Here is a 22,807-nt window from a genome sequence, read left to right as displayed (position 1 = left end):
CTTTTACGTAAAAAACAAAGAGCACCTTCCAACAGAACTGCTCTCATTTTGTTTTTTAGCCCCTTCAATTTTGTTTTAAAAAAATCATTTCAACAATGAAAAAATTACTACTTATTTTAATTTTCTTTATATCCCAGACGTTTTACTCGCAATCGGACTGCGTCACGGCAATCCCAATATGTGGGGATTCTGATATTTCCTATACCCCATCAGGAATTGGGAGTATCCTGGAGGTCCTCAATCAACATGGAGGATGTTTATCCGTAAATGAAACTTTTACAGTTTGGTATACTTTCAGTGTATCCACTTCAGGCACCCTTGCATTTACAATCGTACCTAATGTTCAGACAGATGATTATGATTTTGCAGTCTATGGGCCTACCAATGGAGGATGTGCTGCTTTACAAGAGCCCGGCACTAATATTTTCCTCCAGCCTTTAAGATGTAACTATTCAGGAACCGGCGGAGATACAGGACTCGACCTGACTCTAAATCCACCTGCTGTATTCCCTGTTAATCCTCCTGGACAGACATCCAGTATGAATGCTGATAAATGGAGTCCTTATATCAATGCAGTAGCAGGAGAAACCTATTATTTAGTGATCAACAACCACAGAAAATCAATCAATGGATTTTCAATGAAATGGACAGGAACAGCGAGCTTAAGCTCAGCATTTAATGATCCTACTCTCACACCTAACCCATTTGTTACTCCGGGAATTCCTGCTGCAGATCCTACAGAACCAAGTACGGTTATGGTATGTGGACTTCCTACTCAATTTAATTTCCTTACTCTGAGTGCAGGAATTATTAACGGAAACAGTAATAATTTCCAGGTAACTTACCATGATAAAATCAATGATGTTCTTACAGGTCAAAATCCGATTACCACAACCACTGTAAATGCAACGACCACCTATTATTACAGAATTGTTTACCATGATCCATCCAATCCGGACAATCCAATGAACGGTTGCTTTATCAATGGAAAATTCAAATTTGTAAATGCAAGCATTACGGCTAATAATGTCACCTTACTCTCATGTAACAACAATGGGGCAGGTACTGCAAAGTACGATCTTACCACAGCCAATGTATTTGGTGGTGCAGGAGCAGTGATTAAATACTATCCTACTCTTGACGATTTGAATGCCGGAACCAATGAAATTACAAGTCCTACCAACTATATTTCTCCGGAAACAACAGTGTACGCAAAAGTAACTTCCGTATTCGGGTGTACAGCTACCGCTACCATCAGATTGCAGTTTCATCCGACAGTAGTATTGAAAGATGCTCAAATGGAAAATTGTTATATCCCTGATAATGTATCTTCTTCTACTTTTGACCTTACCCATGCAGATATTGGTGTTCCAAACCCACTCCCTGCAGGAAATGTTTTAAAGTATTATAAAACAATGAATGACGCCTTAAGTCAGTCTAATCCAATTGCTATTCCTGATGCTTATCTTTCAACAAGTACAATCGTCTATGCAAGAGTTAACAATGCTCAGCAATGTTTTGCCATTGCAAAAATCACATTAACGGTTCTTCCACCGGTAAAATCTACCGTTCTAAAAGACAAAGTGATCTGTGCTGAAGCAACAACAACACTGGATGCAGGACCTGGATTTGACGGTTATGAATGGAGTACCGGAGAAACAACCCAAGTTATCAACAATGTAGGAATAGGAACATACTGGGTAAAATTGAAAACAGGAAAATGTATCACTCCTCAGGAAGTCCATGTACGCCCTAGCCTACAGCCAGTGATTTCGAATCTTGAAATAAGCAATAACACCATCAAGGTTACTGCTACAGGTGGAGTTCCTCCTTACCAGTTTTCTATTGACGGAGTAAACTGGCAGGAGTCTAATTCATTCACAGGGTTACCAAGAGGGGAAAACACGGTGTATGTAAAAGATTCTTTCAACTGTACTCCGGTTCAGGTGACCGTTACGGTTCCTAACCTTATCAATGCCATTACTCCTAACGGAGACAACGTCAATGATGTTATTGACTATTCAGCTTTAGCTTACAAGAAAAACCTTGTATTCATCGTCTATGACCGATACGGAAACAAGCTTCATGAAGCTAACAAAATCAGAAACTTTACATGGGACGGAACTGCCTTCGGCAAAAAAATAGCTACCGGAACCTACTGGTATACTATCTCATGGAACGAAAACGATAAAAATAATACTGAAACCAAATATTCAGGATGGGTATTGGTGAAAAATAAAGAATAAATTTCATTTATAACCTTATGAAAATCACCCCAGACCGGGGTGATTTTTTTTATCAACATAATGAACCTCCTGTTTACAGTATTTTCATGACAACTGATAATAATTTGTTGAATACTATTTTTTAATTATTTTCTAAATAAGCTATCTTTGCACCATGGCGCAGAAAGAAACATTATCATCCTTAACACACGGAAACTTTGCAAAAGAGCTGTCTATTGCGGATGGAAAAATGCCACCCAATGCAGTGGATTTCGAAAGACTCGTTATTGGAACTTTTTTGATTGACAAAAAGGGGTTGGATCATTCCATTGACCTCCTTACCCCTGAAGTGTTTTATGATCCGAGACATCAGGTGATCTTTTCCGCGATTTTAAAACTCTATGAGGGTAACCACCCTGTAGACTTAATGACGATTATCCAGGATTTAAAAAAAGTGGATAAGCTTAGCCAGGCAGGAGGAGACCATTATATTATAGATCTGACTATGGGTGTGAGTTCATCCGCTCATATTGAATACCATGTTCGTGTCATTCTTGAAAAATATATTTTAAGAAGCCTGATCAATGTTTCTGCCAATGTGATTGATTCTTCATACAAGGAATCTACTGATGTTTTTGAACTTTTAGACAAAGCCGAACAATCGTTTTTTGAAATCACTAACGGAACAATTAAAAAAGGATTCGACACGGCAAATTCATTAGTAAAACAAGCTATTGATACTATTAAATCCTTAAAAGATAAGGAAGGACTTTCCGGAGTTCCTTCCGGTTTCAGAGATATTGATAAAGAAACCGGGGGATGGCAGAATTCCGATCTTATCATTATTGCTGCCCGTCCCGCGATGGGTAAAACAGCATTTCTTCTTTCAATGGCAAGAAATATTGCAGTAGGTCACAAGATCCCAATGGCTCTTTTCTCTCTCGAGATGGCCTCGGTACAGCTTATCACCAGAATGATTGCATCCGAGACTAAAATTTCATCCGAAAAATTAAGAAAAGGAACTCTTGATGATGAAGAATGGCAAAGACTGTTCTCCAACGTTTCCGAATTGGAAAATGCACCTTTATACATTGATGAAACGCCATCACTTTCAATCTTTGATTTCCGTGCGAAGTGCCGAAGACTGGTTATGCAGCACGGAGTAAGACTGATCATGGTCGACTACCTTCAGCTGATGACAGCCGGAAGCAGTGGAAAAGGTGTTGGAAACCGTGAACAGGAAATCTCTATGATATCACGTTCATTAAAGGCGATTGCAAAGGAATTAAATGTTCCTGTTATTGCACTGTCTCAGCTTTCCAGAAGTGTGGAAGCCCGCCCGGGAAAAAGACCTCAGCTTTCTGACTTGAGGGAATCCGGAGCTATTGAGCAGGATGCAGATATTGTATCTTTTATCTTCAGACCTGAATACTATAAAATTACAGTTTGGGATAATGACGATGAAGGACAGGAAACTTCTACAGAAAATCAGGCTGAGCTGATTATTGCCAAGCACAGAAATGGGGCAACAGCTGATGTCAGACTGTCTTTCCTGAAGCATTTTGCAAAATTTGGTGATATTGAAGCGGCATTTGATGGTGCCGGTGGAGGCTATCCTTCGAATTTTGGCTCCCCTGATCCAAGCGGCTTCGACAAAATTAAAACCACTATCCAGCCTGGTGCAGCATTTGATCTGCCGGATAGTTCAAAACTTTCAGGATCGTCGATGAATGATTTCGATGACGATGATGATTTTCCGTTTTAATACCCATGCTTAGCCTTAGAAAGCAAATCAATTTAAAAAGATCAATTTGAAAATCGAAATTTATACGGACGGAGCCTGCAGTGGAAATCCCGGAAAAGGAGGATATGGCATTCTTATGCGTGTTCCCGAAAAAAATTATCAGAAAACATTCTCCATGGGTTTCCGAAAGACGACCAACAACAGAATGGAACTTCTGGCTGTAATCACAGCCCTGGAAAAATTAAAGTCTACAGAAAATGACATCCATGTCTATACAGACAGTAAGTATGTAGCAGATGCTATCAATCAAAACTGGATCACGGGATGGATAAAAAGAGGATGGAAAAATGTGAAAAATCCTGATCTTTGGAAAAAATTCATTGAGCTTTATAACAAGCATCAACCCAAGATGCATTGGATAAAAGGGCACGCAGGACATTTTGAAAATGAGCTTTGCGATAAGCTGGCCGTTGCGGCTGCCGCTTCCCAACATCTGGAAATAGACTCCTATTTTGAAGGCCTGGACAGCAATTCCCTATTTTGATTCAATCAACATAAATTCAACCACCCACCGAAAACATTCATTATTACCCATAAATTTATATCATATTTTGAATAAAATATATAAATTTTAACAAAATTAACATTAAATACATATTATTTATCTGGGATTTAATATCTTTACCTATTAATTAAAATTCCCATTTAAATGAATAAAAATTTATTTTTTTTCCTTACCCTTCTACTACTCTGTTTATCGGGAAAATCTTTCGCCCAAACTTACCAGCTTACCGGAAATCCAATTAACACTACAGGATGGACAATGGTTTCTCCTACACAGGTAAACGGTGATTTTATTCAACTCACTCCGGATACCAACAATCAATCCGGATCAATCAGGCTGAATGATCCTATTAACCTGAAATACTGTGACAAATGGAGAGTAGAATTCGACTTTAGAATGGATTCTAACCAAACTTCCAATGGAGACGGTCTCGCTTTCTGGTACCTGGCCAATCCTCCGGTTGCAAGTGTACTGGGCTCCGGTCTTGGAGTTTCTCAAAATGCAGTGGGTTTTATCGCAGGGTTTGATACCTACAACAATACAACTACTGCTACAATGAGCAAGGTTCATGTTGCTTACGGACAGGTTACCAATACAACTGATACAAATAACGTAGAGTTTTTTAATGTTCCGGGAAGTTCTTTTCACTCACCGGATATGAATACCACGCTACCTTTTCAAGGCACCACCTTTAAACACGTTGAAGTAAGTGCCCAGGTAGATCCGGCTACTCCTACCAACTGGATTGTCAGTATAACCATTGATGGCACTTTAATTTGCAATCAGTCTTTTGCTCCTTCCGGCACTGCCGCTGCAATGACGGTAGGTTACTTTGGTTTTTCAGCTTCTACAGGTGGAGCGAGATCAAGACATTCTATTAAAAATGTAAAAATCTATACGGATAAAGTCTCTATTTTGCAGAACTCTGCAACTCAGTCTTTTTGCCCCAATCCAACTACCGGATATGGAAATGTAAATTTAACAACATTCAATTCTCAATTTGTCAGCAATCCTGCCAACTATACTTTCACCTATTATCCTCTTGGCAGTTCTACTCCTATTGCCACTCCCACTAATTATCAATTCAACGCTAACACCACCGTTACTGTGGTCATCAAAGATAATGCGGGAATATTATGTGATAATCCTGATGCCCGTATTTTATTGGTACTGGCTCCATTTAAAGCAGAAGACAAAACACTTACAGCCTGTAACAACAACAAAGCCGGCACTGCAATTTTTAATCTGACTACAGCTAATGTAACAGGTGTTCCCGGTTCTGTAAAAAAATACTATAAGACATTAAACGACCTTAACGCTGACATCAATGAAATCGCTTATCCTGATAATTATTTATCAGCTCCCGGAACTGTATTTGTAAAGGTAACGACTCCACAGGGGTGCGTAGGCACAGCAAAAATAACCCTTGCCTTCTATCCTGAAACAGAAGTCAAAGAAGCGAGTCTCCGGTCCTGTTTTATTGAAAACAATATCACCAATGCCCAGTTTGACCTTACCACAGCTGATGTTACTCCGCTAACAACGGCAAGCAAAAAATATTACACCACCTTAAACAACGCATTAAACGGAACCAACGAGATTGTAAACATCCTTCAATACATCTCACCAAGCACTACTGTTTATGTAAAAGTAACAGATGCTAACGGCTGCTTTGCTATCACTAAAATTAACCTCATCGTCCTGCCACCCGTTACATCTGCTGTTCTAAAAGACAAAATAATTTGCATAGACAGTAAAACAGACTTAGATGCCGGGCCAGGCTTTGATGGATACCTATGGAGTACTGGGGCAACAACTCAATCTATAAAAGATGTGAATGCAGGACTTTACTGGGTACTTCTGAAAACCGGAAACTGTATAACCAAGCAGATTGTGAAAGTAATTCCTTCTGCAAATCCGGTTATTTCAAGTATTGACATCAATAATAACAGCATTACTGTAAATGTATCAGGAGGAACACCTCCTTATCAATATTCTCTGGATGGCAGTACATGGCAGGATTCAAACACTTTCACAGGGCTTCCAAGAGGTGAGGTAAAAGTTTTTGTAAAAGATTTCTACAATTGTACTCCTGTCGAAGTACAGATCACAGTTCCGAATCTGATCAACGCAATTACACCTAATGGAGATAATATCAACGATGTTATTGATTATTCTGCACTGGCTTATAAAAGAAACTTAGTATTCATTGTCTATGACCGATACGGAAACAAACTCTATGAAGCCAACAAAATAAGAAACTTCCAATGGGATGGTACTGCTTCAGGGAAAAAAATCCTTACTGGAACGTACTGGTATACTATTTCCTGGAATGAAAATAATAAAAACAATACTGAAACCAAATACTCAGGATGGGTATTGGTAAAGAACAGAGAATAAATTTAAAAAAACAAAACCACCTCCTTAGAGGGGTGGTTTTGATATTGAAAGCAATCTATTTTTAACAAAAAAAAAACTGTACCATGCTCTTTTCATTGTAATACAACTAACAATATCACAATCCATCCACTATGAAAAAACATATACTCATTTGTTTACTAGCCTTTCTACTTGGGCTACCTCCAAAATTATTTTCACAAACCTATCAGCTTATAGGAAATCCGGTTAATACAACCGGTTGGAATCTTGTTTCAGACGCTATTGTAAGCACAGACTTCATAAGGCTTACAACAGACCAGACAAGTAGATTTGGGGCTATAACTTTGGCAGACCCCATCACCTTAAGCTACTGTGACAAATGGAAAGTAGAATTTGACTTCAGAATTGACGGAAACGGAACAACACAGTTTGGAAGAGGTGACGGATTCACATTCTGGTATCTTGCTAATCCACCCACAGGTTTTGTATCAGGAGGAGGATTAGGAATTCCAGCCAATGCATCAGGACTGATGGTAGGATTTGATATTTTCAACAATACCACCGAGGGGCAGATGAGCAAAGTACATCTTTTATACGGTACTAACAATACTGCCGGCAACAATATAGAATTTAACAATACACCTGGAAGCACCTTTCATTCACCTGACCTCAATGCTACCCAACCTTTTGTAGGTGACACTTATAAACATGTGGAAGTGAATGGAGAAACAGATCTTACCAACCCAACCAATTGGATCATCAAAATAAAAATAGACGGAGTACTTGTTGTTGACCAGTCTTTTGCACCTTCCGGTGCCGCAGCAGGAATGTCACAGGGGTATTTTGGATTTTCTGCAGCAACAGGAGGGGCCAGCGCCAGACACTCTATTAAAAATGCAAAAGTATTCGTAGATAAAGTTCCTATATTAAGCAATACCGTAACTCCTTTTGTCTGCACCAACCCAGCCACAGGAAATGGCGTTGTTGACCTTACTTCTTATAATTCTCAATTTGTAAATAACCCGGGAAATTATATTTTCACTTATTATATTTTAGGAAGCCCAACACCTATTGCCAATCCTTCAAGCTTTCAGTATTCAGGAAATACAACTATTAAAGTAATCGTGAAAGACCCTACCTCCACTCTTTGTGATAATGGAGACGGAATCATACAGCTCAATCCCACACCATTTGCTGCAGATAATGCCAGTCTTACAGCATGTAATAACAATAACGCCGGTACCGCTACCTTTGACCTCACTTCAGCAACGGTAACTTCTATACCCGGTGTCCTTAAAGAGTTTTACCCTACCCTGTTTGATATGAACGCGGGAACCAATCAAATAACTAATCCTACAGCCTATGCTTCTCCTGCTGCAACCATCTATGTAAAAGTAACTACTCCACAAGGCTGTGTAAGTTCTTCCAAAATCACGTTGAACATTCACCCTGTAGTTGTTGTTAATGATTCTGAAATAAGATCCTGCTTTATAGAAAGCAATCCGTCAATGGCTTCATTTAACCTTACCGGAGCCGTAGTGACTACCCAAAATGGAACTACAAAAAAATATTACCCTTCATTAACTGATGCTATCAATGAAACCAATGAAATAAACAACGCATCTACTTATGTAGCCCCTACCGGTGTTATTTATATCAAAGTTTCGAACTCGAACGGATGTTATGCAATCGCTAAAGTGAACATCACCGTCATACCACCCACCTTTTCTCCTATTTTGGAAGACAAGATTATATGTATAGAAAACAAAACGACTTTAGATGCAGGACCGGGCTTCAAAAGCTATGAATGGAGCACGGGAGCCACTACACAGGTTATCAGTAACGTAGGAGTAGGCACATATTGGGTAAAATTAAAAACAGGAGACTGTATTGCCACCCAAACTGTAAAAGTATACGCTTCCGAAAACCCGGTAGTAACCAGTATTGATGTATCAGGAAGAACAGTCACAGTATACGTTAACGGAGGAACTCCTCCCTATCAGTATTCTATGGATAATATTAACTGGCAGGATTCCAACGTATTTACCAATATAACCAGAGGTGAGGCTAAAATTTATGTAAAGGACAGCTATAACTGTACTCCTATTGAAATTGCTATTACTGTACCTAATCTTATTAATGTAATTACCCCTAATGATGATGGCGTCAATGATTTCGTAGACTATTCCGCATTATCAGGTAAACGAAATCTTGAAATATCAGTATTTGACCGATATGGGTACAAAATATTCCAGGCCGATCAATCTAACGGATACAAATGGAATGGAACCATCCATGGAAGCAAAAAAGTTCCTACAGGAAACTATTGGTATTCTGTAACATGGAATGAAAATAACCAGAAAAACACGCCGATAAAATTCTCCGGCTGGATCATGGTTAAAAATAGAGATTAAAAAAATTGATCTATACTAAAAAAATCACTCCTTTATCGGGAGTGATTTTTTGTATTATTTAAGAGGATATATTTCATTATAAACCCATTTTATTCATATTCAATTCTTAAATTTGCCTTATGAATTATTTGGAAGCTTTGAGCAGAAGATATTCTGTTAAAAAATTTAATCATCAGGTGATTCCTCAGGAAACACTTTATAATATTCTTGAGTCAGGAAAACTCTCTGCAAGTTCACTTGGACTTCAACCCTATAAAATTTTAGTTGTTGAAAGTGAAGCTATGAAACAGAAACTGATTCCGGCTTTCTATAATCCATCACAAATCTCCACCTGCTCCCATCTTATTGTAATCATTTCAAAAAAGACAATTGATGAGAGCTATATCCGGGGATATTTCAATCATATTTCTGAGGTAAGAGAAACTTCTCTTGAGAAACTTGAGCCATTCAAAAACAGTATCAATCAGCATATTGTACAGAAAACACAGGATGAAATTTTCAACTGGGCAGAAAAACAATCCTATATAGTACTGGCTAACTTAATGTATGCAGCCGCTATAGAAAATATTGACTCTTGTCCCATGGAAGGTTTTCGACAGGATATCATAGAAGAAATTCTTAGTATAAATCCTGAAACAGAAAAAGTAACCGTTACCCTCGCTTTAGGTTACCGTTCTGAAGAAGATTACTTCCAACACATGAAAAAAGTAAGAAAACCAAACGAAAAATTGTTTAAATTTATGTAATATTTAAACGATTGTACCTAAAGCAAGCATATGATAAAAGCGGATGTATTAGTAATCGGTTCCGGCATTTCCGGACTTTCCTATGCCATTAAAGTTTCTGAACAGCTCCCTGATGCCAAGATTATTATCGTAACAAAATCTGACGAAGACGAAAGCAATACCAAATATGCTCAAGGCGGACTTGCTGTGGTTACAGATTTTCAAAAAGATAATTTTGAAAAGCATATTGATGATACCATGAGGGCCGGCGATGGAGAAAACAAACGGGATGTGGTAGAAATGGTAGTCAAGGAAGCTCCTGCAAGATTCAATGAAATTGTAGAATGGGGTGCCCAATTCGATATGAAAAACGGCAAATTTGCTTTGGGAAGAGAGGGAGGCCACACCGAAAACAGAATTGTCCATCATAAAGATATCACCGGATTTGAAATTGAAAGAGCTCTATTGGAAACAGCCAATAACAGTCCCAATATTGAAATCTTAGACCATCACTATGTTATTGATATCATTACCCAGCATCATGTTCCCGGAAAAGAACTGAACGAAGGAGATATCCATTGCTATGGTGCTTATATTCTGGACGAAAAGTCCAAAACAATCAAAAAGATAACTTCCAAAATAACATTGGTTGCCACCGGAGGTGCCGGACATGTTTATAAAAACACCACCAATCCTAAGATTGCAACAGGAGACGGAATTGCTTTCGTTGCCCGTGCCAAAGGAAAGGTTTCCAATATGCAGTATTATCAATTCCACCCTACTGCTTTATACAGTAAGATTGACGGAATGTTATTCCTTATTTCCGAAGCCGTAAGAGGTGATGGTGCAAAATTAAGAACAAAAAGAGGTGAAAAGTTCATGCAAAAATATGATGAACGTGAAGAACTTGCCTCAAGAGATATTGTTGCCAGAGCTATTGACAACGAAATGAAAATTTCAGGGGACGAATATGCAGGCCTTGACTGTCATGAGATGAACCAGGAGAAATTTCTGGAGCATTTTCCGAATATTTATAAAAAGTGTAAAGATGAAGGAATAGATCCGTTCACTCAATTGATTCCGGTTGTTCCGGCTTGCCATTATCTGATGGGAGGAATTGAAGTAGACAGAGACGGGCAATCTTCTATTAAAAATCTTTTTGCCGTAGGGGAATGTACCAATTCCGGATTACACGGAGCCAACAGACTAGCCTCCAACTCCTTACTTGAAGGACTTGTTTTCGGGCATAATGCCGCGATGAAAACAATGGAATTACTGAACGAAAATAATTTTAACTTTGATGATCTGAAAGCTGTTCCTGAATGGAATGAAGAAGGAATGAAAATCATGGATGAAATGGTAATCATCAGCTACCTTAGAAAACAACTCCAGGAAATGATGAGTGACCTGGTAGGAATTGTGAGAAGCAACAGACGTCTGAATATGGCACTACAGAAACATCAGGAAATTGCAGCTGCTGTGGATGAGATCTATCACTACTCTATTCTCTCTCCCCAACTCTCAGAATTAAGAAACTTAACGACCGTTGCCCATCTTATCATTACCCAGTCTATGGAAATGAAAGAAAACAAAGGTGCATTTTATAATAAAGATTTAGCTTAAACAGCATACCATAATGAAAAGACCAAGTTACGTTACCGATAAAGCATTAAAGACATTTATAAAAAATGCGCTGGAAGAAGATATCCAGGATGGCGATCACTCCACCCTGTCCACAATCCCTCAGGATTTGGAACAAAGTGCTAAACTTCTGGTAAAACAAGACTGTATCTTAGCAGGTGTGGAACTGGCAGAGTTTATTTTCAACACATTTGATAAAAATTTAAAAGTTGAAGTCTTCCTTAAGGATGGTGACGCTGCAAAAGTGGGAGACATCGCCCTTATTGTAACCGGAAGTGCCAGATCTATTCTTTCTACCGAAAGACTGATTCTTAACTGCATGCAAAGAATGAGCGGTATCGCCACTCTTACTCATGATTGGGACTCCAGGTTGGTAGGTACGAAAACTAAACTTCTGGATACAAGAAAGACCACTCCCAATTTCAGAATATGTGAAAAATGGGCTGTAGCTATTGGAGGCGGAACCAATCACAGATATGGGCTTTATGACATGATTATGCTCAAAGACAATCATATTGATTACAACGGAAGCATTACCAGTGCTGTAAAGATGGCAAAGGATTATGTTAAAAAGACTAAGAAAAAATTAAAAATTGAGGTGGAAACCAGAAATCTTAAAGAAGTTCAGGAAGCCATCAAAGCAAAAGTAGACAGGATCATGCTTGATAATATGAATGTGGAGACTATGAAGCAGGCCGTGGAAATGATCAATGGGTCATGTGAATCGGAAGCTTCCGGTGGAATTACCCGCGATATGTTAAAAGAAATTGCCTCCACAGGAGTTACATTTATCTCTGCCGGAGCCCTTACACACTCGGCTGAAAATATAGATCTGAGTCTCAAAGCCGTGAAATAGCGTTGTATTTTTAACAAAAACAACCCTGCTTTGTTAAAAATACAATAACATGACTTTTTTCATACAAAAATTCAATTTTTATTTATAATATTGAGAATCAAGTACTTAATATTATTAAGATTGATTAAAAATTAACATTGAGTTAATAATAGTTAAATTTTATTTTGCGAATTTTGCAGAAAATTAAATCTAACTATTACTAACGATTATGAAATTAATCAACAAATCGATACTAACTGCGGTTATTACTTTATCTACAGCTAGTGTTTATTACGCTCAACAAGTTCAGGACACAGCGAAGGCGAAGTCAAAAGACATTGATGAGGTAATCCTAAGAGGTGTTACGGATATCGCTAAAGATAGAAAAACACCCGTTGCTGCCTCTACAATTAAAGCAGCGCAGCTGGTAGAAAGATTAGGAAATCAGGAATTACCTGAGATTTTGAACACGACTCCATCTGTTTATGCTACTAAATCCGGAGGTGGTTTTGGTGATGGAGGTCTTACCATTAGAGGTTTCGAATCAAGAAACATCGCAGTAATGGTAAACGGTATGCCGGTTAACGACATGGAAGGTGGTTCTGTTTATTTCTCTAACTGGACTGGTTTAGCTGATGTAACAAGTACATTACAGGTTCAAAGAGGTCTTGGTTCTTCTAAATTAGCAATTGCTTCTGTAGGGGGTACAGTAAACTTCCTTACCCGTTCTGCAGATATGAAGAAAGGGGGAGCAATAAGATTAGGAGTTGGTAACAATGATTATTTAAAGACTTCTTTTGCTTATAACACTGGAAAATCCGAAAACGGAGTTTCTGCATCATTCTTAATGAGCAGACAAGCAGGAGGTACTTATATCCAAAATACAGATTATGAATCCTATGCTTACTTTTTGGCATTAGGATATGAAATCAATCCAAAACATAACTTACAGTTTACGATCACTTCTGCTCCTCAATGGCACGATCAAAGAACATTTGCTCCAACAATTCAAAATTATATCAATTATAATCCTGAATATGATGGAACAAGTCCTTACAGAAAATATAACTCTGACTTTGGATACTACACAGATGCTTCAGGTAACAAAGTAGCATTAGCCAACAGATCCAACTATTACTCTAAACCGGTAATGATGTTGAACTGGGATTGGACAATGAATGAAAAGTCTAAGTTAAGTACTGTTTTATATATGTCAAATGGTAGAGGTGGTGGAACTGGTGACCTTGGGAAACTTGGATCTAAAGGTATCAATGACGCAAGCTTTACTGACAATTCAGGACACATTAACTATGATGCTGTTTTTGCAGCTAACGCAGCCGTTAATTTAAATACAGCAGGTGCAGGAAGTACAATTGTTCGTAGATCAAGTATTAACTCTCACAACTGGTACGGTATCTTAGCAAACTTCCAACATAAAATCAATGACAACTGGAACTTCTCAGTAGGTACAGATGACAGATATTATTATGGTTACCACTATCAGGTTCTTACTGACCTTTACGGAGCAGCAGGATATAAAGATAATGCTAACAAAAATCTAGCACCTAGAATTGTAAGCAATGTATATGACTACAAAAAACTTGCATGGAATCCTTTCGGAGGTAAGATGGCTCCGGCTGAAGATCAGGTAGGGTATAGCAATGACGGAGAAGTTCTTTGGTATAGCGGATTTGCACAGGTAGAATATACTAAAGATAAATTATCTACATTCTTACAAGGTTCCGTTTCTAACCAGGCTTATCAAAGAATTGATAATTATGTGGTAGACGGAAGTACATTAAAAGGTCAGACTGTTAATACTAAAACAGGATTCAAAAACCTTTTTGGATATAACATCAAAGCAGGTGCTAACTATAACATTAATGAACAGCATAACGTTTTTGCTAACATCGGTTATTATAGCAAACAGCCTTTCCTTAACACAGTTTATCCAAGTAACCAACAGCTTGTAAATCCTACATTAACTAACGAAAAAATTTCTTCTGCTGAAATTGGTTATGGATTCAGATCTGCAAAATTCAGCGCTAATGTTAATGTATACAGAACACAATGGAAAGACAGATGGTTAAGAAAAACTAGCCAAACATTTACATTGCCTGACAATACAACAACGACAGGTTATTCTGAAATCAACGGTATTACTGAAGTTCACCAAGGAGTTGAATTTGATGGAGTTTACAAACCAACTACATTCTTGGAATTCCAAGGGATGTTCTCTTGGGGAGATTACTATTACAAAGGAAATGCTAGTGTAGCATCATTTGATGATAACAACAATCCACTTACTTTAGCTGGAGCTTCCGGAAATACATTATATCTTGATAAAGTAAAAGTTGGTGGAACAAGCAACAACAGTATTCCTCAGATGACTGCATCATTGGGAGTAACTGTAAAACCAGTAAAAGATCTTAATATCTTCGGAACTTGGAGATATGTAGGTAAATTATATTCTACTGTAGATGCTGGAACATTTACCAATGTTTCTGCACAGGAAAGAGGTGTATTACAATTACCTGACTTCAATTTATTTGATGTAGGATTCTCTTATAAAATTAGATTAAAAGACCAGGCTCAGTATTTTACTATCGGAGCTAACGTTTATAATCTATTTGACAAAGTTTATATCTCTGATTCTGCAACAAGTGTATTTTCTGATGACAAGCCAAGATATTTAGCTGACGGAAAAACGCTTAACTCTAAAAATCAGACTTACGAACAATTAGGTATGATGTACAATGGTATTGCAACTGGTAACCGTGCTTACTTCGGTTTCGGAACTACTTGGGCAGCAACATTATCATTCAATTTCTAATAAATCATAATATTAGATTTTATAAATATGAATCCCGGCTTTGAGCCGGGATTTTTGTTATCTTTGTGTACAAAAAAATAGGATTATGGATTTTTACAAGATTTTTCTTAGTGCACACAAAGGATTTGGATACTTAGAACTCCTTTTAGTTGCATTATTTATCATTGCACTTTTAGCTACTATGTTCGGGTACAGTGGAAAAGTGAACAAGTTTTTAAAGAAAACCACTTTATTTACGATGATTTTCTTTCACGTTCAGTTTTTAATAGGAATATGCTTGTTATTCATATTTTCTCCAGGTTTCAAAGCTGCCTTAGATGCAGGAACCTTAATGAAGGACGCTTACAGCAGACAAACATTTGTTGAGCACCCTTTTTCTATGCTTATTGCCGCTGTATTGATGACCATTATCAATAAAAAGGTAAAGTCCAACGATACGATCTCTTTAGGAATCGTAATTATGGGATTGATTGCCGCAGGTTTATTTGCATTTGCCTTCCCTTGGACAAGAGTTTTTGGGGCATAAAATACAATACGGAAATTATACATTATGCGTTATAATTTATAAATAGTTTAATCTTTAAATTTTTAATTAAATCAATGAAAGTAGCTGTAGTAGGTTCAACAGGAATGGTTGGACAAGTTATGCTTAAAGTTTTGGAGGAGAGAAACTTCCCTGTAACAGAATTAATACCGGTAGCATCCGAAAGATCTGTAGGCAAGAAGGTGAAGTATAAACAGAAGGAATTTACGATTGTAAGCATGAAGGACGCTATAGCTGCCAAACCGGATATTGCGATCTTCTCTGCCGGAGGTTCTACATCTCTTGAATTTGCTCCTTTATTTGCAGAAGCAGGAATAACAGTAATTGATAATTCTTCTGCCTGGAGAATGGATCCTGATAAAAAATTGGTGGTTCCTGAGATCAATGCTGATGTTTTAACAAAGGAGGACAAGATTATTGCCAATCCAAACTGTTCTACCATTCAGTTGGTTATGGTTCTTGGGCCATTGAACAAAAAATATGATTTAAAAAGAGTAATTGTTTCTACTTACCAATCTGTAACAGGAACGGGAAAAGCTGCGGTTGACCAGTTAAATGGCGAGATCAGCGGTGATGATTCTGTTGCTAAAGTATATCCTTATCAGATCTTTAAAAATGCATTGCCACACTGTGATGTATTTGCGGAGGATGATTATACTAAAGAGGAAATTAAATTGATGAAAGAGCCTAAGAAAATTTTAGGAGATGATACATTCAATTTAACAGCAACAGCCGTAAGAGTTCCGGTTCAGGGAGGTCACTCAGAAAGTGTAAACATTGAATTTGAAAACGAATTCGAGCTGGATGAAGTAAGAATAATTTTATCTGAGACTCCGGGAGTAGTCGTAATGGATGATGTGAAAAACAACCACTATCCGATGCCTCTGTACTCGGAAGGAAAAGACGAAGTTTTCGTCGGAAGGATAAGACGGGATCTCTCACAGCCGAAAACGCTTAACCTCTGGATTGTAGCAGACAACCTAAGGAAAGGAGCGGCAACCAACGCCGTGCAAATCGCAGAATACCTTGTAGCAAACAACTTAGTATAAACTAACAAAATAAAAAAGAGTCTCAAATTGAGATTCTTTTTTTTATCAAACTCCATATGAATACCCAGAAAAACACTCATCAAGAAAAAATAGGATTCCAAAAGATCATTGCTGTCTTTGGAGTGATCCTTTTTGTTGGAAAAATTATTGCCTGGAAATTGACCAATTCCGATGCCGTATTTTCTGATGCCATGGAAAGTGTCGTCAATGTTATCAGTGCATTTATGGGCCTTTACTCCCTTCATCTTGCCGCAAAGCCTAAAGATGAGGATCATCCATACGGCCACGGGAAAGTAGAATTTGTCACCTCCGGGATAGAGGGAGCCCTTATTGCCATTGCAGGGATTATGATTATCTATGAGGGCATTCATAGTCTTATTGTAGGCAAAACACTGAGCAAAATTGATTTGGGAATATGGATCATTGCCGCTACTGCCATTATTAATTATCTTTTGGGATATATTTCGATAAAAAAGGGAAAAAGGGAAAATTCTCTGGTACTGATTTCTTCCGGGAAACATCTTCAGTCTGATACCATTACCACCCTGGGCGTTGTTGCCAGTTTAGTGATTGTTTATTTCACTAAAATCTATTGGCTGGATTCTGTGGTCGCACTATCTTTTGGACTTTATATCATATTTGTAGGCTATAAAATCGTGAGAAAATCTTTAAGTGGTATTATGGATGAACAGGATCCTGAAATATTAAATCAGGTCATTAGAATCCTTGAAGAAAACAGACACATAGAATGGATTGATGTACATAATATGAAAATCCAGCAATTTGGGGCCTCCCTTCATATTGATGCCCATATTACCCTTCCGTGGTACTATGATCTTCGTGATGCCCATAGTGAAATGGAAAAAGTAATTATCCTTCTTGCAAAAAATATGAAACGCAGTATTGAGTTCAATTTCCATATGGATGATTGTAAACCGATTTCATGCCCGGTTTGCCAGATCAAAGACTGCCCTGTCCGCGAAAAGGATTTTATAAAACGTGTAGAATGGACACCTGAGAATGTAACCAGTGTAGATAAACACACTGCAGAATAGGAAATAAAAAGACTGATTTCTTACCCCTGTTTATTCATTTGCTTTCTATAATAAAATATAGGAACCACTAAAAGTATAATCAAAGGTTGGATCACAAACCGTCTCATATAAAAGGAGAAAAGATATCCTATCCCAAACTTGTCATGGATACAGTATAGATAAACTGGAAAAGTAATTACAAAAACAATACTCATTAAAATAGCCCCCTGCAATGTCCATTGCCTGTTTTCAAATAATCCCTGAACGATCAGGCATGAAAAAAGAAGATTTAAAATAAACCTGAACAGGTATCCTATGATCAATCTTCCCCATTCAAATTCCGGGAACTCAATATTTTTATTGGCTTCATGAAAATACGTAAGAAAGGGATCATAAAATAGAGTATCCTCAAGCACTCTTATTCCTATAAGACCGCCAATACCGAGTATAACCAGAAACCAGTTAAGAATTTTCATTTTGTAAAGCAAAGAATTTAATCCAGATTAACCAAAGCACCACAACACTTCCATAAATTATAGCGGGAAAAATAAAATCATGGAACATCTTCCCGTATTCAGGATAATCTGACATGACAATATTTAATCCAACAATTCTCAGGAGATTCATGATATAGAGTAAAACCAACCCTACTCCCACAAAAACAAAAGTTTTCGCTCCTTTATAAAAAGCAAAAACAAAAGACATAAATAAAATGATGACAGAAATAGCATTACAGCCCTCCACCATTCTTGTTACATATTGCCCTTTTACATAAAACCAAACCTGTTCATTTTTCACATCATCATAAAGAGCGGTCTCGTAACCTCCTTTATTTTGAAGATATGTGACCTGATTTCCTATCATTCGTGAAAAAGAATCCAATCCGTGATCTTTCTCACTGTTAAGATAAAACTGATAGGCAAAAAGCAACACCAGATAAACGATGATGAATCGCAGTAAAATACCTAAAACCGGTTTGAAATCTTTTAACATAAATACAAAGATAAAAATTAGGCCGTAATAACCTGAGCCCTAATGAAAAAAGTTAAGATGGGAAGCTATTTTAATCTCATGTTTCCAACTCATGTTAAATTAGTATATTTGTTTTCATATTATGACTTCTGAAAACGCAAAACGATTTTTTGAAAACCATTGTGGTAAAAAATCTTCCGAATTCGTCACATTAGCTCAAAGCGGCTCTGCCAGGGTAAATTTTCTGGCCATAACCGACCTTGAAAAGTACATCATCACCTACAATGAAAACATTCCCGAAAATGAAAGTTTCCTTTACTATTCCGGTGTTTTCTCTGAACTACACCTTAATACCCCGCATATTTTAGCTGTTTCGGATGACAGAAAAATGTATGTACAGGAGTTTTTGGGGGAGCAAACCCTTTCGGAGGTGATTACTAAAGAGCAGCTTTCACCGCGAATAAAATCACTTGTAAAACAGACTTTGGAGCGGTTATTCAGACTCCAGATTCAAACCCAGGGAAAAATTGATTTTACAAAAACTTTTGAATATGAAAATTATGATGAACTTCCGGTCATTCATGATTTATATTATTTTAAGAATTTCGTGGCAGATGTGTTGGAGCTGGAGTACAACAAATCTACCCTACTGAAAGAATTCAAGCAAATTGCTTTCCTTATTGAGAATCTGGAACCCAGAGGAATCATGATCCGTGATTTTCAGGCCAGAAATATTATGGTGAATGAGAAAAATGAAGTTTCATTTATTGATTATCAATCTGCCATGAAAGGTCCATTGATGTATGATGTCATCTCCTTTATTTATCAAGCTAAAGCCGATTTCCCTGAAGACTTCAAAAATGAAATGCTAGCATATTATATTCAGCAATTTGAAGATCCGGAAGCAAGAATTCAGCTGCAAAATTCTGTGAAACCTATTCAGATGATGCGTTTTTTACAGGTTTTGGGAGCTTACGGATTCCGGGGATTAATCCAAAGGAAGCAGCATTTTTTGGCAAGCCTGGAAAAAGGGATCAAAAATATCGCTCAGTTTGCTGATTCATGGGAAGAGATGAAAAATTATCCGGAACTGAAGAAGATCATTCAACAGTTGTCTCTTGAAAAATCAAAAATAAAAATTGAGGAAATACTAAACTTGAATCATTAAGAATACTTTATTTTTTGGATTGATCAAAATCTTACCTTAAAAACTTAAAATACCTTAGTGGTAAAAAAATATAAAAAAGAAGAAAAATGTTACACATAGACATACACAGCTTTTCGTACAAAAAAGGAGGAATTCCAAAAGATCACTCCGGAAACGGAGGAGGTTTCGCCTTCGACTGTAGAGGAATTTTAAATCCCGGAAGAATTGAAGAATATAAAATACAGACCGGAAACGATATTGGAGTTCAGGAATACCTGGAAACAAAGACAGAAATGCCTAAGTTTTTAGAATTGGTAAAGTCCATCATCTCTATCAATATCGAGGATTATCTGGCAAGAGGATTTGAAAACCTTCAGATCAATTTCGGATGTACCGGAGGACAGCACCGATCTGTATACTCCGCCATTAAAATTGCAGAATTCATCAAGGAAAAATACCCTGAAGGAACAGAAGTAACCCTTCACCATGATGAGCAACCTCAGCTGAACAATGGTAATCAGTAGTGAGCAATAAGTAATACCTTTATTACTTATTCCCTATTTTCTATTACCCATTACATATCACTCATTACCTATACTATTATGAAGGCTCTTATTTTTGCAGCAGGAAAAGGCACAAGGCTTAAACCGTTTACAGACCATCATCCGAAAGCTTTGGCAAAAGTGAATGGTATCCCTCTTTTGGAAAGAAATATCAAATATTTAAAAAGTTTTGGAATACAGGATTTTGTGATCAACATTCATCATTTTGGAGACCAAATTGTTGATTTTTTACATAAAAATAATAACTTCGGTTGTAAGATAGAAATATCTGATGAAACCAATGAGCTATTGGAAACCGGAGGCGGCTTAATTTTTGCTAGAAAGTTTCTTGATCATGGTGAAGATTTTTTAATCATGAATGCTGATATATTAACCAATATAAACATCAATACATTGGTAGAATATCATAAAAAGATAAAAGATTTTGCTACTTTAGCAGTTTCGGACCGTGAAAGTTCGAGAAAACTCCTTTTCAATGATGAGATGGTTTTACGTGGCTGGCTGAATGTGCAAACAGGAGAGCAGAGGCTGGCAGAATTCAATAAAGGATTTAAAGCCCTTGCCTTCAGTGGTGTCCACTGCATCAACCCTCTTATCTTTGAAAAAATAAAAAGAACAGGCAAATTTTCTGTTATGGAAGAATATCTGGATCTGATGCTGACCGAACATATTCACGGTTTTGTACATGACAGTATTCTCGTAGATGTCGGAAGACCGGAATCTGTAATAGAAGCCGAAAAACATTTTAAATAATTTTTTGCAAATGGAAATTGACGGAACCAGGGATGAAAGTTTAGTAAATCCAGAGCTTGACATAAACGAAACAAAATTACTTAACAGTTTCAGACAAAAAACATGGGACGAAACAATCGCTAAGGACAGCTGGATGGTTTTCAAAGTCATGGCTGAATTTGTAGATGGCTATGAAAAGCTGGCTAAGATAGGCCCATGTGTTTCCATATTTGGTTCTGCCCGATTGAAACCGGAAAGTCCATACTATGAAATGGCTGTAGAAATTGCCGAAAAGATCACCAAATTAGGGTTCGGAATTATTACCGGAGGAGGTCCCGGAATCATGGAAGCAGGAAATAAAGGTGCTTTCAATGCTAAGGGAAAATCTATCGGGCTTAATATCGATCTTCCTTTTGAACAACATTTCAATCCTTACATCAATAAATCGTATTCTATGAACTTCGATTACTTTTTCGTGAGAAAAGTAATGTTTGTAAAATATTCCCAAGGCTTCGTGGTGATGCCAGGTGGTTTTGGTACTTTGGATGAGCTTACAGAAGCAATGACCCTGATTCAGACCAATAAAATTGGAAAATTTCCGATTGTTCTGGTAGGAAGTGAATTCTGGAGCGGATTGCTGGATTGGTTCAAAGCAACCCTGCTAAAAGAAGGCATGATTGCCGAAGATGATCTGGATCTTTACAGAGTGGTAGACACTGCAGATGAGGCCGTAGCGCATATTAAAGCATTTTATGATAAATATTCTGTAAATGTTAATTTTTAATTGGCATATTATTTGTGACTTATAACTAGCAAGTATGATTGTAAATCTATTAATTAAGATGAAAAAACTTTTATATATATCAGGAATTTTAACATTTTTTGTGTTAATGAGTTTTATGTATGTAGACTTTTTCTCTTCAATGACCAAGGTTGATTATATTGATGGAAGCAAGACATTGAAGTTTACCACAAAAATGAATACAAGCCATATCTCTGATGCTATTAAAATAAATCCTAATACAGCAGGATTTGAAGCTGAAGTTAAAAAATATGTGAATAACAATTTTGATGTATTTGTCAATGGTGCTCCCAAAACAATAACTTTCACCGGAAGTCAGGTAAGTGGAGAAACTGTATGGGTATATTTTGAAACCGGAGGAGTTTCAGATATCAATACCTTAAAAATTAAAAATACGATCCTTCTAAGCGCCTTTCCAAAGCAAATCAATCTGGTGAACATTGCCTATAAAGGCAGCCAGAAAACGATGAACTTCCAGAGAGGAAAAGAAGTGAACGAGGTTTCTTTTTAAAAAGAATTAAATTTAACCAGTATAAAGGTATCCTAGAAGTTAAGCTTTTAGGATATTTTTTTGCATTAAAAATCACCATAAAGGGATTAATA

19 protein-coding genes are annotated in these 22,807 nt (G+C 37.2%); 17 read left to right on the top strand and 2 right to left on the bottom strand.

Features of this window, described 5'->3' with window-relative positions:
- The first annotated feature begins 95 nt into the window (after nucleotides 1–95).
- The 12 genes from B8967_RS13865 to B8967_RS13810 all read left to right on the top strand — a co-directional run bounded on the left by B8967_RS13865 (nucleotide 96) and on the right by B8967_RS13810 (nucleotide 18,009).
- Entirely contained in the window at nucleotides 96–2,246 is a 2,151-nt protein-coding gene (locus tag B8967_RS13865) for a T9SS type B sorting domain-containing protein (RefSeq protein WP_084086490.1), read from the top strand.
- 154 nt (nucleotides 2,247–2,400) lie between these two features.
- The gene (gene dnaB / locus B8967_RS13860; protein WP_084086489.1) at nucleotides 2,401–3,990 is read left to right on the top strand and encodes a replicative DNA helicase; all 1,590 of its coding nucleotides are present in this window, start codon (nucleotides 2,401–2,403) and stop codon (nucleotides 3,988–3,990) included.
- 46 nt (nucleotides 3,991–4,036) lie between these two features.
- Nucleotides 4,037–4,513 carry a ribonuclease HI gene (gene rnhA / locus B8967_RS13855; protein WP_084086488.1) on the top strand — a complete coding sequence of 159 codons (477 nt, stop codon included), beginning with the start codon at nucleotides 4,037–4,039 and terminating at the stop codon, nucleotides 4,511–4,513.
- Nucleotides 4,514–4,678: 165 nt separating this feature from the next.
- The gene (locus tag B8967_RS13850) at nucleotides 4,679–6,934 is read left to right on the top strand and encodes a T9SS type B sorting domain-containing protein (protein ID WP_084086487.1); all 2,256 of its coding nucleotides are present in this window, start codon (nucleotides 4,679–4,681) and stop codon (nucleotides 6,932–6,934) included.
- 131 nt (nucleotides 6,935–7,065) lie between these two features.
- Nucleotides 7,066–9,327 (top strand): T9SS type B sorting domain-containing protein, encoded by a 2,262-nt coding sequence (locus B8967_RS13845; protein WP_084086486.1) that lies wholly within the window; start codon nucleotides 7,066–7,068, stop codon nucleotides 9,325–9,327.
- Between the two features lie 119 nt (nucleotides 9,328–9,446).
- Entirely contained in the window at nucleotides 9,447–10,073 is a 627-nt protein-coding gene (locus B8967_RS13840; protein ID WP_047484856.1) for an NAD(P)H-dependent oxidoreductase, read from the top strand.
- A 30-nt stretch (nucleotides 10,074–10,103) separates the two neighbouring features.
- On the top strand, nucleotides 10,104–11,675 hold the full coding sequence (nadB, locus tag B8967_RS13835; RefSeq protein WP_047484854.1) for an L-aspartate oxidase: 1,572 nt from the start codon (nucleotides 10,104–10,106) through the stop codon (nucleotides 11,673–11,675).
- 13 nt (nucleotides 11,676–11,688) lie between these two features.
- On the top strand, nucleotides 11,689–12,549 hold the full coding sequence (gene nadC / locus B8967_RS13830) for a carboxylating nicotinate-nucleotide diphosphorylase (RefSeq protein ID WP_047484853.1): 861 nt from the start codon (nucleotides 11,689–11,691) through the stop codon (nucleotides 12,547–12,549).
- Between the two features lie 208 nt (nucleotides 12,550–12,757).
- On the top strand, nucleotides 12,758–15,361 hold the full coding sequence (locus B8967_RS13825) for a TonB-dependent receptor (RefSeq protein ID WP_084086485.1): 2,604 nt from the start codon (nucleotides 12,758–12,760) through the stop codon (nucleotides 15,359–15,361).
- A gap of 85 nt (nucleotides 15,362–15,446) precedes the next feature.
- Entirely contained in the window at nucleotides 15,447–15,887 is a 441-nt protein-coding gene (locus tag B8967_RS13820; RefSeq protein WP_047484849.1) for a hypothetical protein, read from the top strand.
- Nucleotides 15,888–15,961: 74 nt separating this feature from the next.
- The gene (locus B8967_RS13815) at nucleotides 15,962–16,954 is read left to right on the top strand and encodes an aspartate-semialdehyde dehydrogenase (RefSeq protein WP_084086484.1); all 993 of its coding nucleotides are present in this window, start codon (nucleotides 15,962–15,964) and stop codon (nucleotides 16,952–16,954) included.
- Nucleotides 16,955–17,010: 56 nt separating this feature from the next.
- Nucleotides 17,011–18,009 carry a cation diffusion facilitator family transporter gene (locus B8967_RS13810; protein ID WP_084086483.1) on the top strand — a complete coding sequence of 333 codons (999 nt, stop codon included), beginning with the start codon at nucleotides 17,011–17,013 and terminating at the stop codon, nucleotides 18,007–18,009.
- Between the two features lie 20 nt (nucleotides 18,010–18,029).
- Here the strand turns inward: B8967_RS13810 and B8967_RS13805 are convergent, their stop codons facing one another.
- Together B8967_RS13805 and xrtF are read right to left on the bottom strand one after the other, a co-directional pair.
- Nucleotides 18,030–18,464, bottom strand: coding sequence for an exosortase F system-associated membrane protein (locus B8967_RS13805; RefSeq protein ID WP_047484843.1), 435 nt, complete (start codon nucleotides 18,462–18,464; stop codon nucleotides 18,030–18,032).
- On the bottom strand, nucleotides 18,451–18,981 hold the full coding sequence (gene xrtF, locus B8967_RS13800) for an exosortase family protein XrtF (protein ID WP_084086482.1): 531 nt from the start codon (nucleotides 18,979–18,981) through the stop codon (nucleotides 18,451–18,453). Before xrtF ends, B8967_RS13805 begins: the two co-directional genes overlap by 14 nt.
- Nucleotides 18,982–19,102: 121 nt before the next feature.
- Here xrtF and B8967_RS13795 point away from each other — a divergent pair, with 121 nt between their 5' ends.
- The 5 genes from B8967_RS13795 (at nucleotide 19,103) to B8967_RS13775 (ending at nucleotide 22,715) form a co-directional block, all read left to right on the top strand.
- Complete coding sequence (locus tag B8967_RS13795; RefSeq protein WP_084086481.1) at nucleotides 19,103–20,128, top strand: aminoglycoside phosphotransferase family protein; 1,026 nt, start codon at nucleotides 19,103–19,105, stop codon at nucleotides 20,126–20,128.
- Nucleotides 20,129–20,214: 86 nt separating this feature from the next.
- On the top strand, nucleotides 20,215–20,631 hold the full coding sequence (locus tag B8967_RS13790; protein WP_084086480.1) for a RapZ C-terminal domain-containing protein: 417 nt from the start codon (nucleotides 20,215–20,217) through the stop codon (nucleotides 20,629–20,631).
- A gap of 78 nt (nucleotides 20,632–20,709) precedes the next feature.
- A complete protein-coding gene (locus tag B8967_RS13785; protein ID WP_047484835.1) occupies nucleotides 20,710–21,423 on the top strand; it encodes a nucleotidyltransferase family protein in 714 nt (237 codons plus the stop codon).
- Between the two features lie 10 nt (nucleotides 21,424–21,433).
- The gene (locus tag B8967_RS13780) at nucleotides 21,434–22,186 is read left to right on the top strand and encodes an LOG family protein (protein WP_052188461.1); all 753 of its coding nucleotides are present in this window, start codon (nucleotides 21,434–21,436) and stop codon (nucleotides 22,184–22,186) included.
- 58 nt (nucleotides 22,187–22,244) lie between these two features.
- Nucleotides 22,245–22,715 carry a DUF6702 family protein gene (locus tag B8967_RS13775; RefSeq protein WP_228377469.1) on the top strand — a complete coding sequence of 157 codons (471 nt, stop codon included), beginning with the start codon at nucleotides 22,245–22,247 and terminating at the stop codon, nucleotides 22,713–22,715.
- Nucleotides 22,716–22,807: the final 92 nt, after the last annotated feature.

Origin of the sequence: Chryseobacterium sp. YR221, assembly GCF_900176315.1 — a bacterium.
GTDB lineage: Bacteria > Bacteroidota > Bacteroidia > Flavobacteriales > Weeksellaceae > Chryseobacterium > Chryseobacterium rhizosphaerae.
The sequence above is the reverse complement of the archived record's forward strand: the minus strand, read 5'-3'. Positions and strand labels throughout refer to the sequence as shown.

Bases quoted from the DNA above. Each gene is read 5' to 3' on its own strand.
- B8967_RS13865 (WP_084086490.1), top strand. From the start codon at position 96: ATGAAAAAATTACTACTTATTTTAATTTTCTTTATATCCCAGACGTTT.
- dnaB (WP_084086489.1), top strand. From the start codon at position 2,401: ATGGCGCAGAAAGAAACATTATCATCCTTAACACACGGAAACTTTGCA.
- B8967_RS13850 (WP_084086487.1), top strand. From the start codon at position 4,679: ATGAATAAAAATTTATTTTTTTTCCTTACCCTTCTACTACTCTGTTTA.
- B8967_RS13845 (WP_084086486.1), top strand. From the start codon at position 7,066: ATGAAAAAACATATACTCATTTGTTTACTAGCCTTTCTACTTGGGCTA.
- B8967_RS13840 (WP_047484856.1), top strand. From the start codon at position 9,447: ATGAATTATTTGGAAGCTTTGAGCAGAAGATATTCTGTTAAAAAATTT.
- nadB (WP_047484854.1), top strand. From the start codon at position 10,104: ATGATAAAAGCGGATGTATTAGTAATCGGTTCCGGCATTTCCGGACTT.
- nadC (WP_047484853.1), top strand. From the start codon at position 11,689: ATGAAAAGACCAAGTTACGTTACCGATAAAGCATTAAAGACATTTATA.
- B8967_RS13825 (WP_084086485.1), top strand. From the start codon at position 12,758: ATGAAATTAATCAACAAATCGATACTAACTGCGGTTATTACTTTATCT.
- B8967_RS13820 (WP_047484849.1), top strand. From the start codon at position 15,447: ATGGATTTTTACAAGATTTTTCTTAGTGCACACAAAGGATTTGGATAC.
- B8967_RS13815 (WP_084086484.1), top strand. From the start codon at position 15,962: ATGAAAGTAGCTGTAGTAGGTTCAACAGGAATGGTTGGACAAGTTATG.
- B8967_RS13810 (WP_084086483.1), top strand. From the start codon at position 17,011: ATGAATACCCAGAAAAACACTCATCAAGAAAAAATAGGATTCCAAAAG.
- B8967_RS13805 (WP_047484843.1), bottom strand. From the start codon at position 18,464: ATGAAAATTCTTAACTGGTTTCTGGTTATACTCGGTATTGGCGGTCTT.
- xrtF (WP_084086482.1), bottom strand. From the start codon at position 18,981: ATGTTAAAAGATTTCAAACCGGTTTTAGGTATTTTACTGCGATTCATC.
- B8967_RS13795 (WP_084086481.1), top strand. From the start codon at position 19,103: ATGACTTCTGAAAACGCAAAACGATTTTTTGAAAACCATTGTGGTAAA.
- B8967_RS13790 (WP_084086480.1), top strand. From the start codon at position 20,215: ATGTTACACATAGACATACACAGCTTTTCGTACAAAAAAGGAGGAATT.
- B8967_RS13785 (WP_047484835.1), top strand. From the start codon at position 20,710: ATGAAGGCTCTTATTTTTGCAGCAGGAAAAGGCACAAGGCTTAAACCG.
- B8967_RS13780 (WP_052188461.1), top strand. From the start codon at position 21,434: ATGGAAATTGACGGAACCAGGGATGAAAGTTTAGTAAATCCAGAGCTT.
- B8967_RS13775 (WP_228377469.1), top strand. From the start codon at position 22,245: ATGAAAAAACTTTTATATATATCAGGAATTTTAACATTTTTTGTGTTA.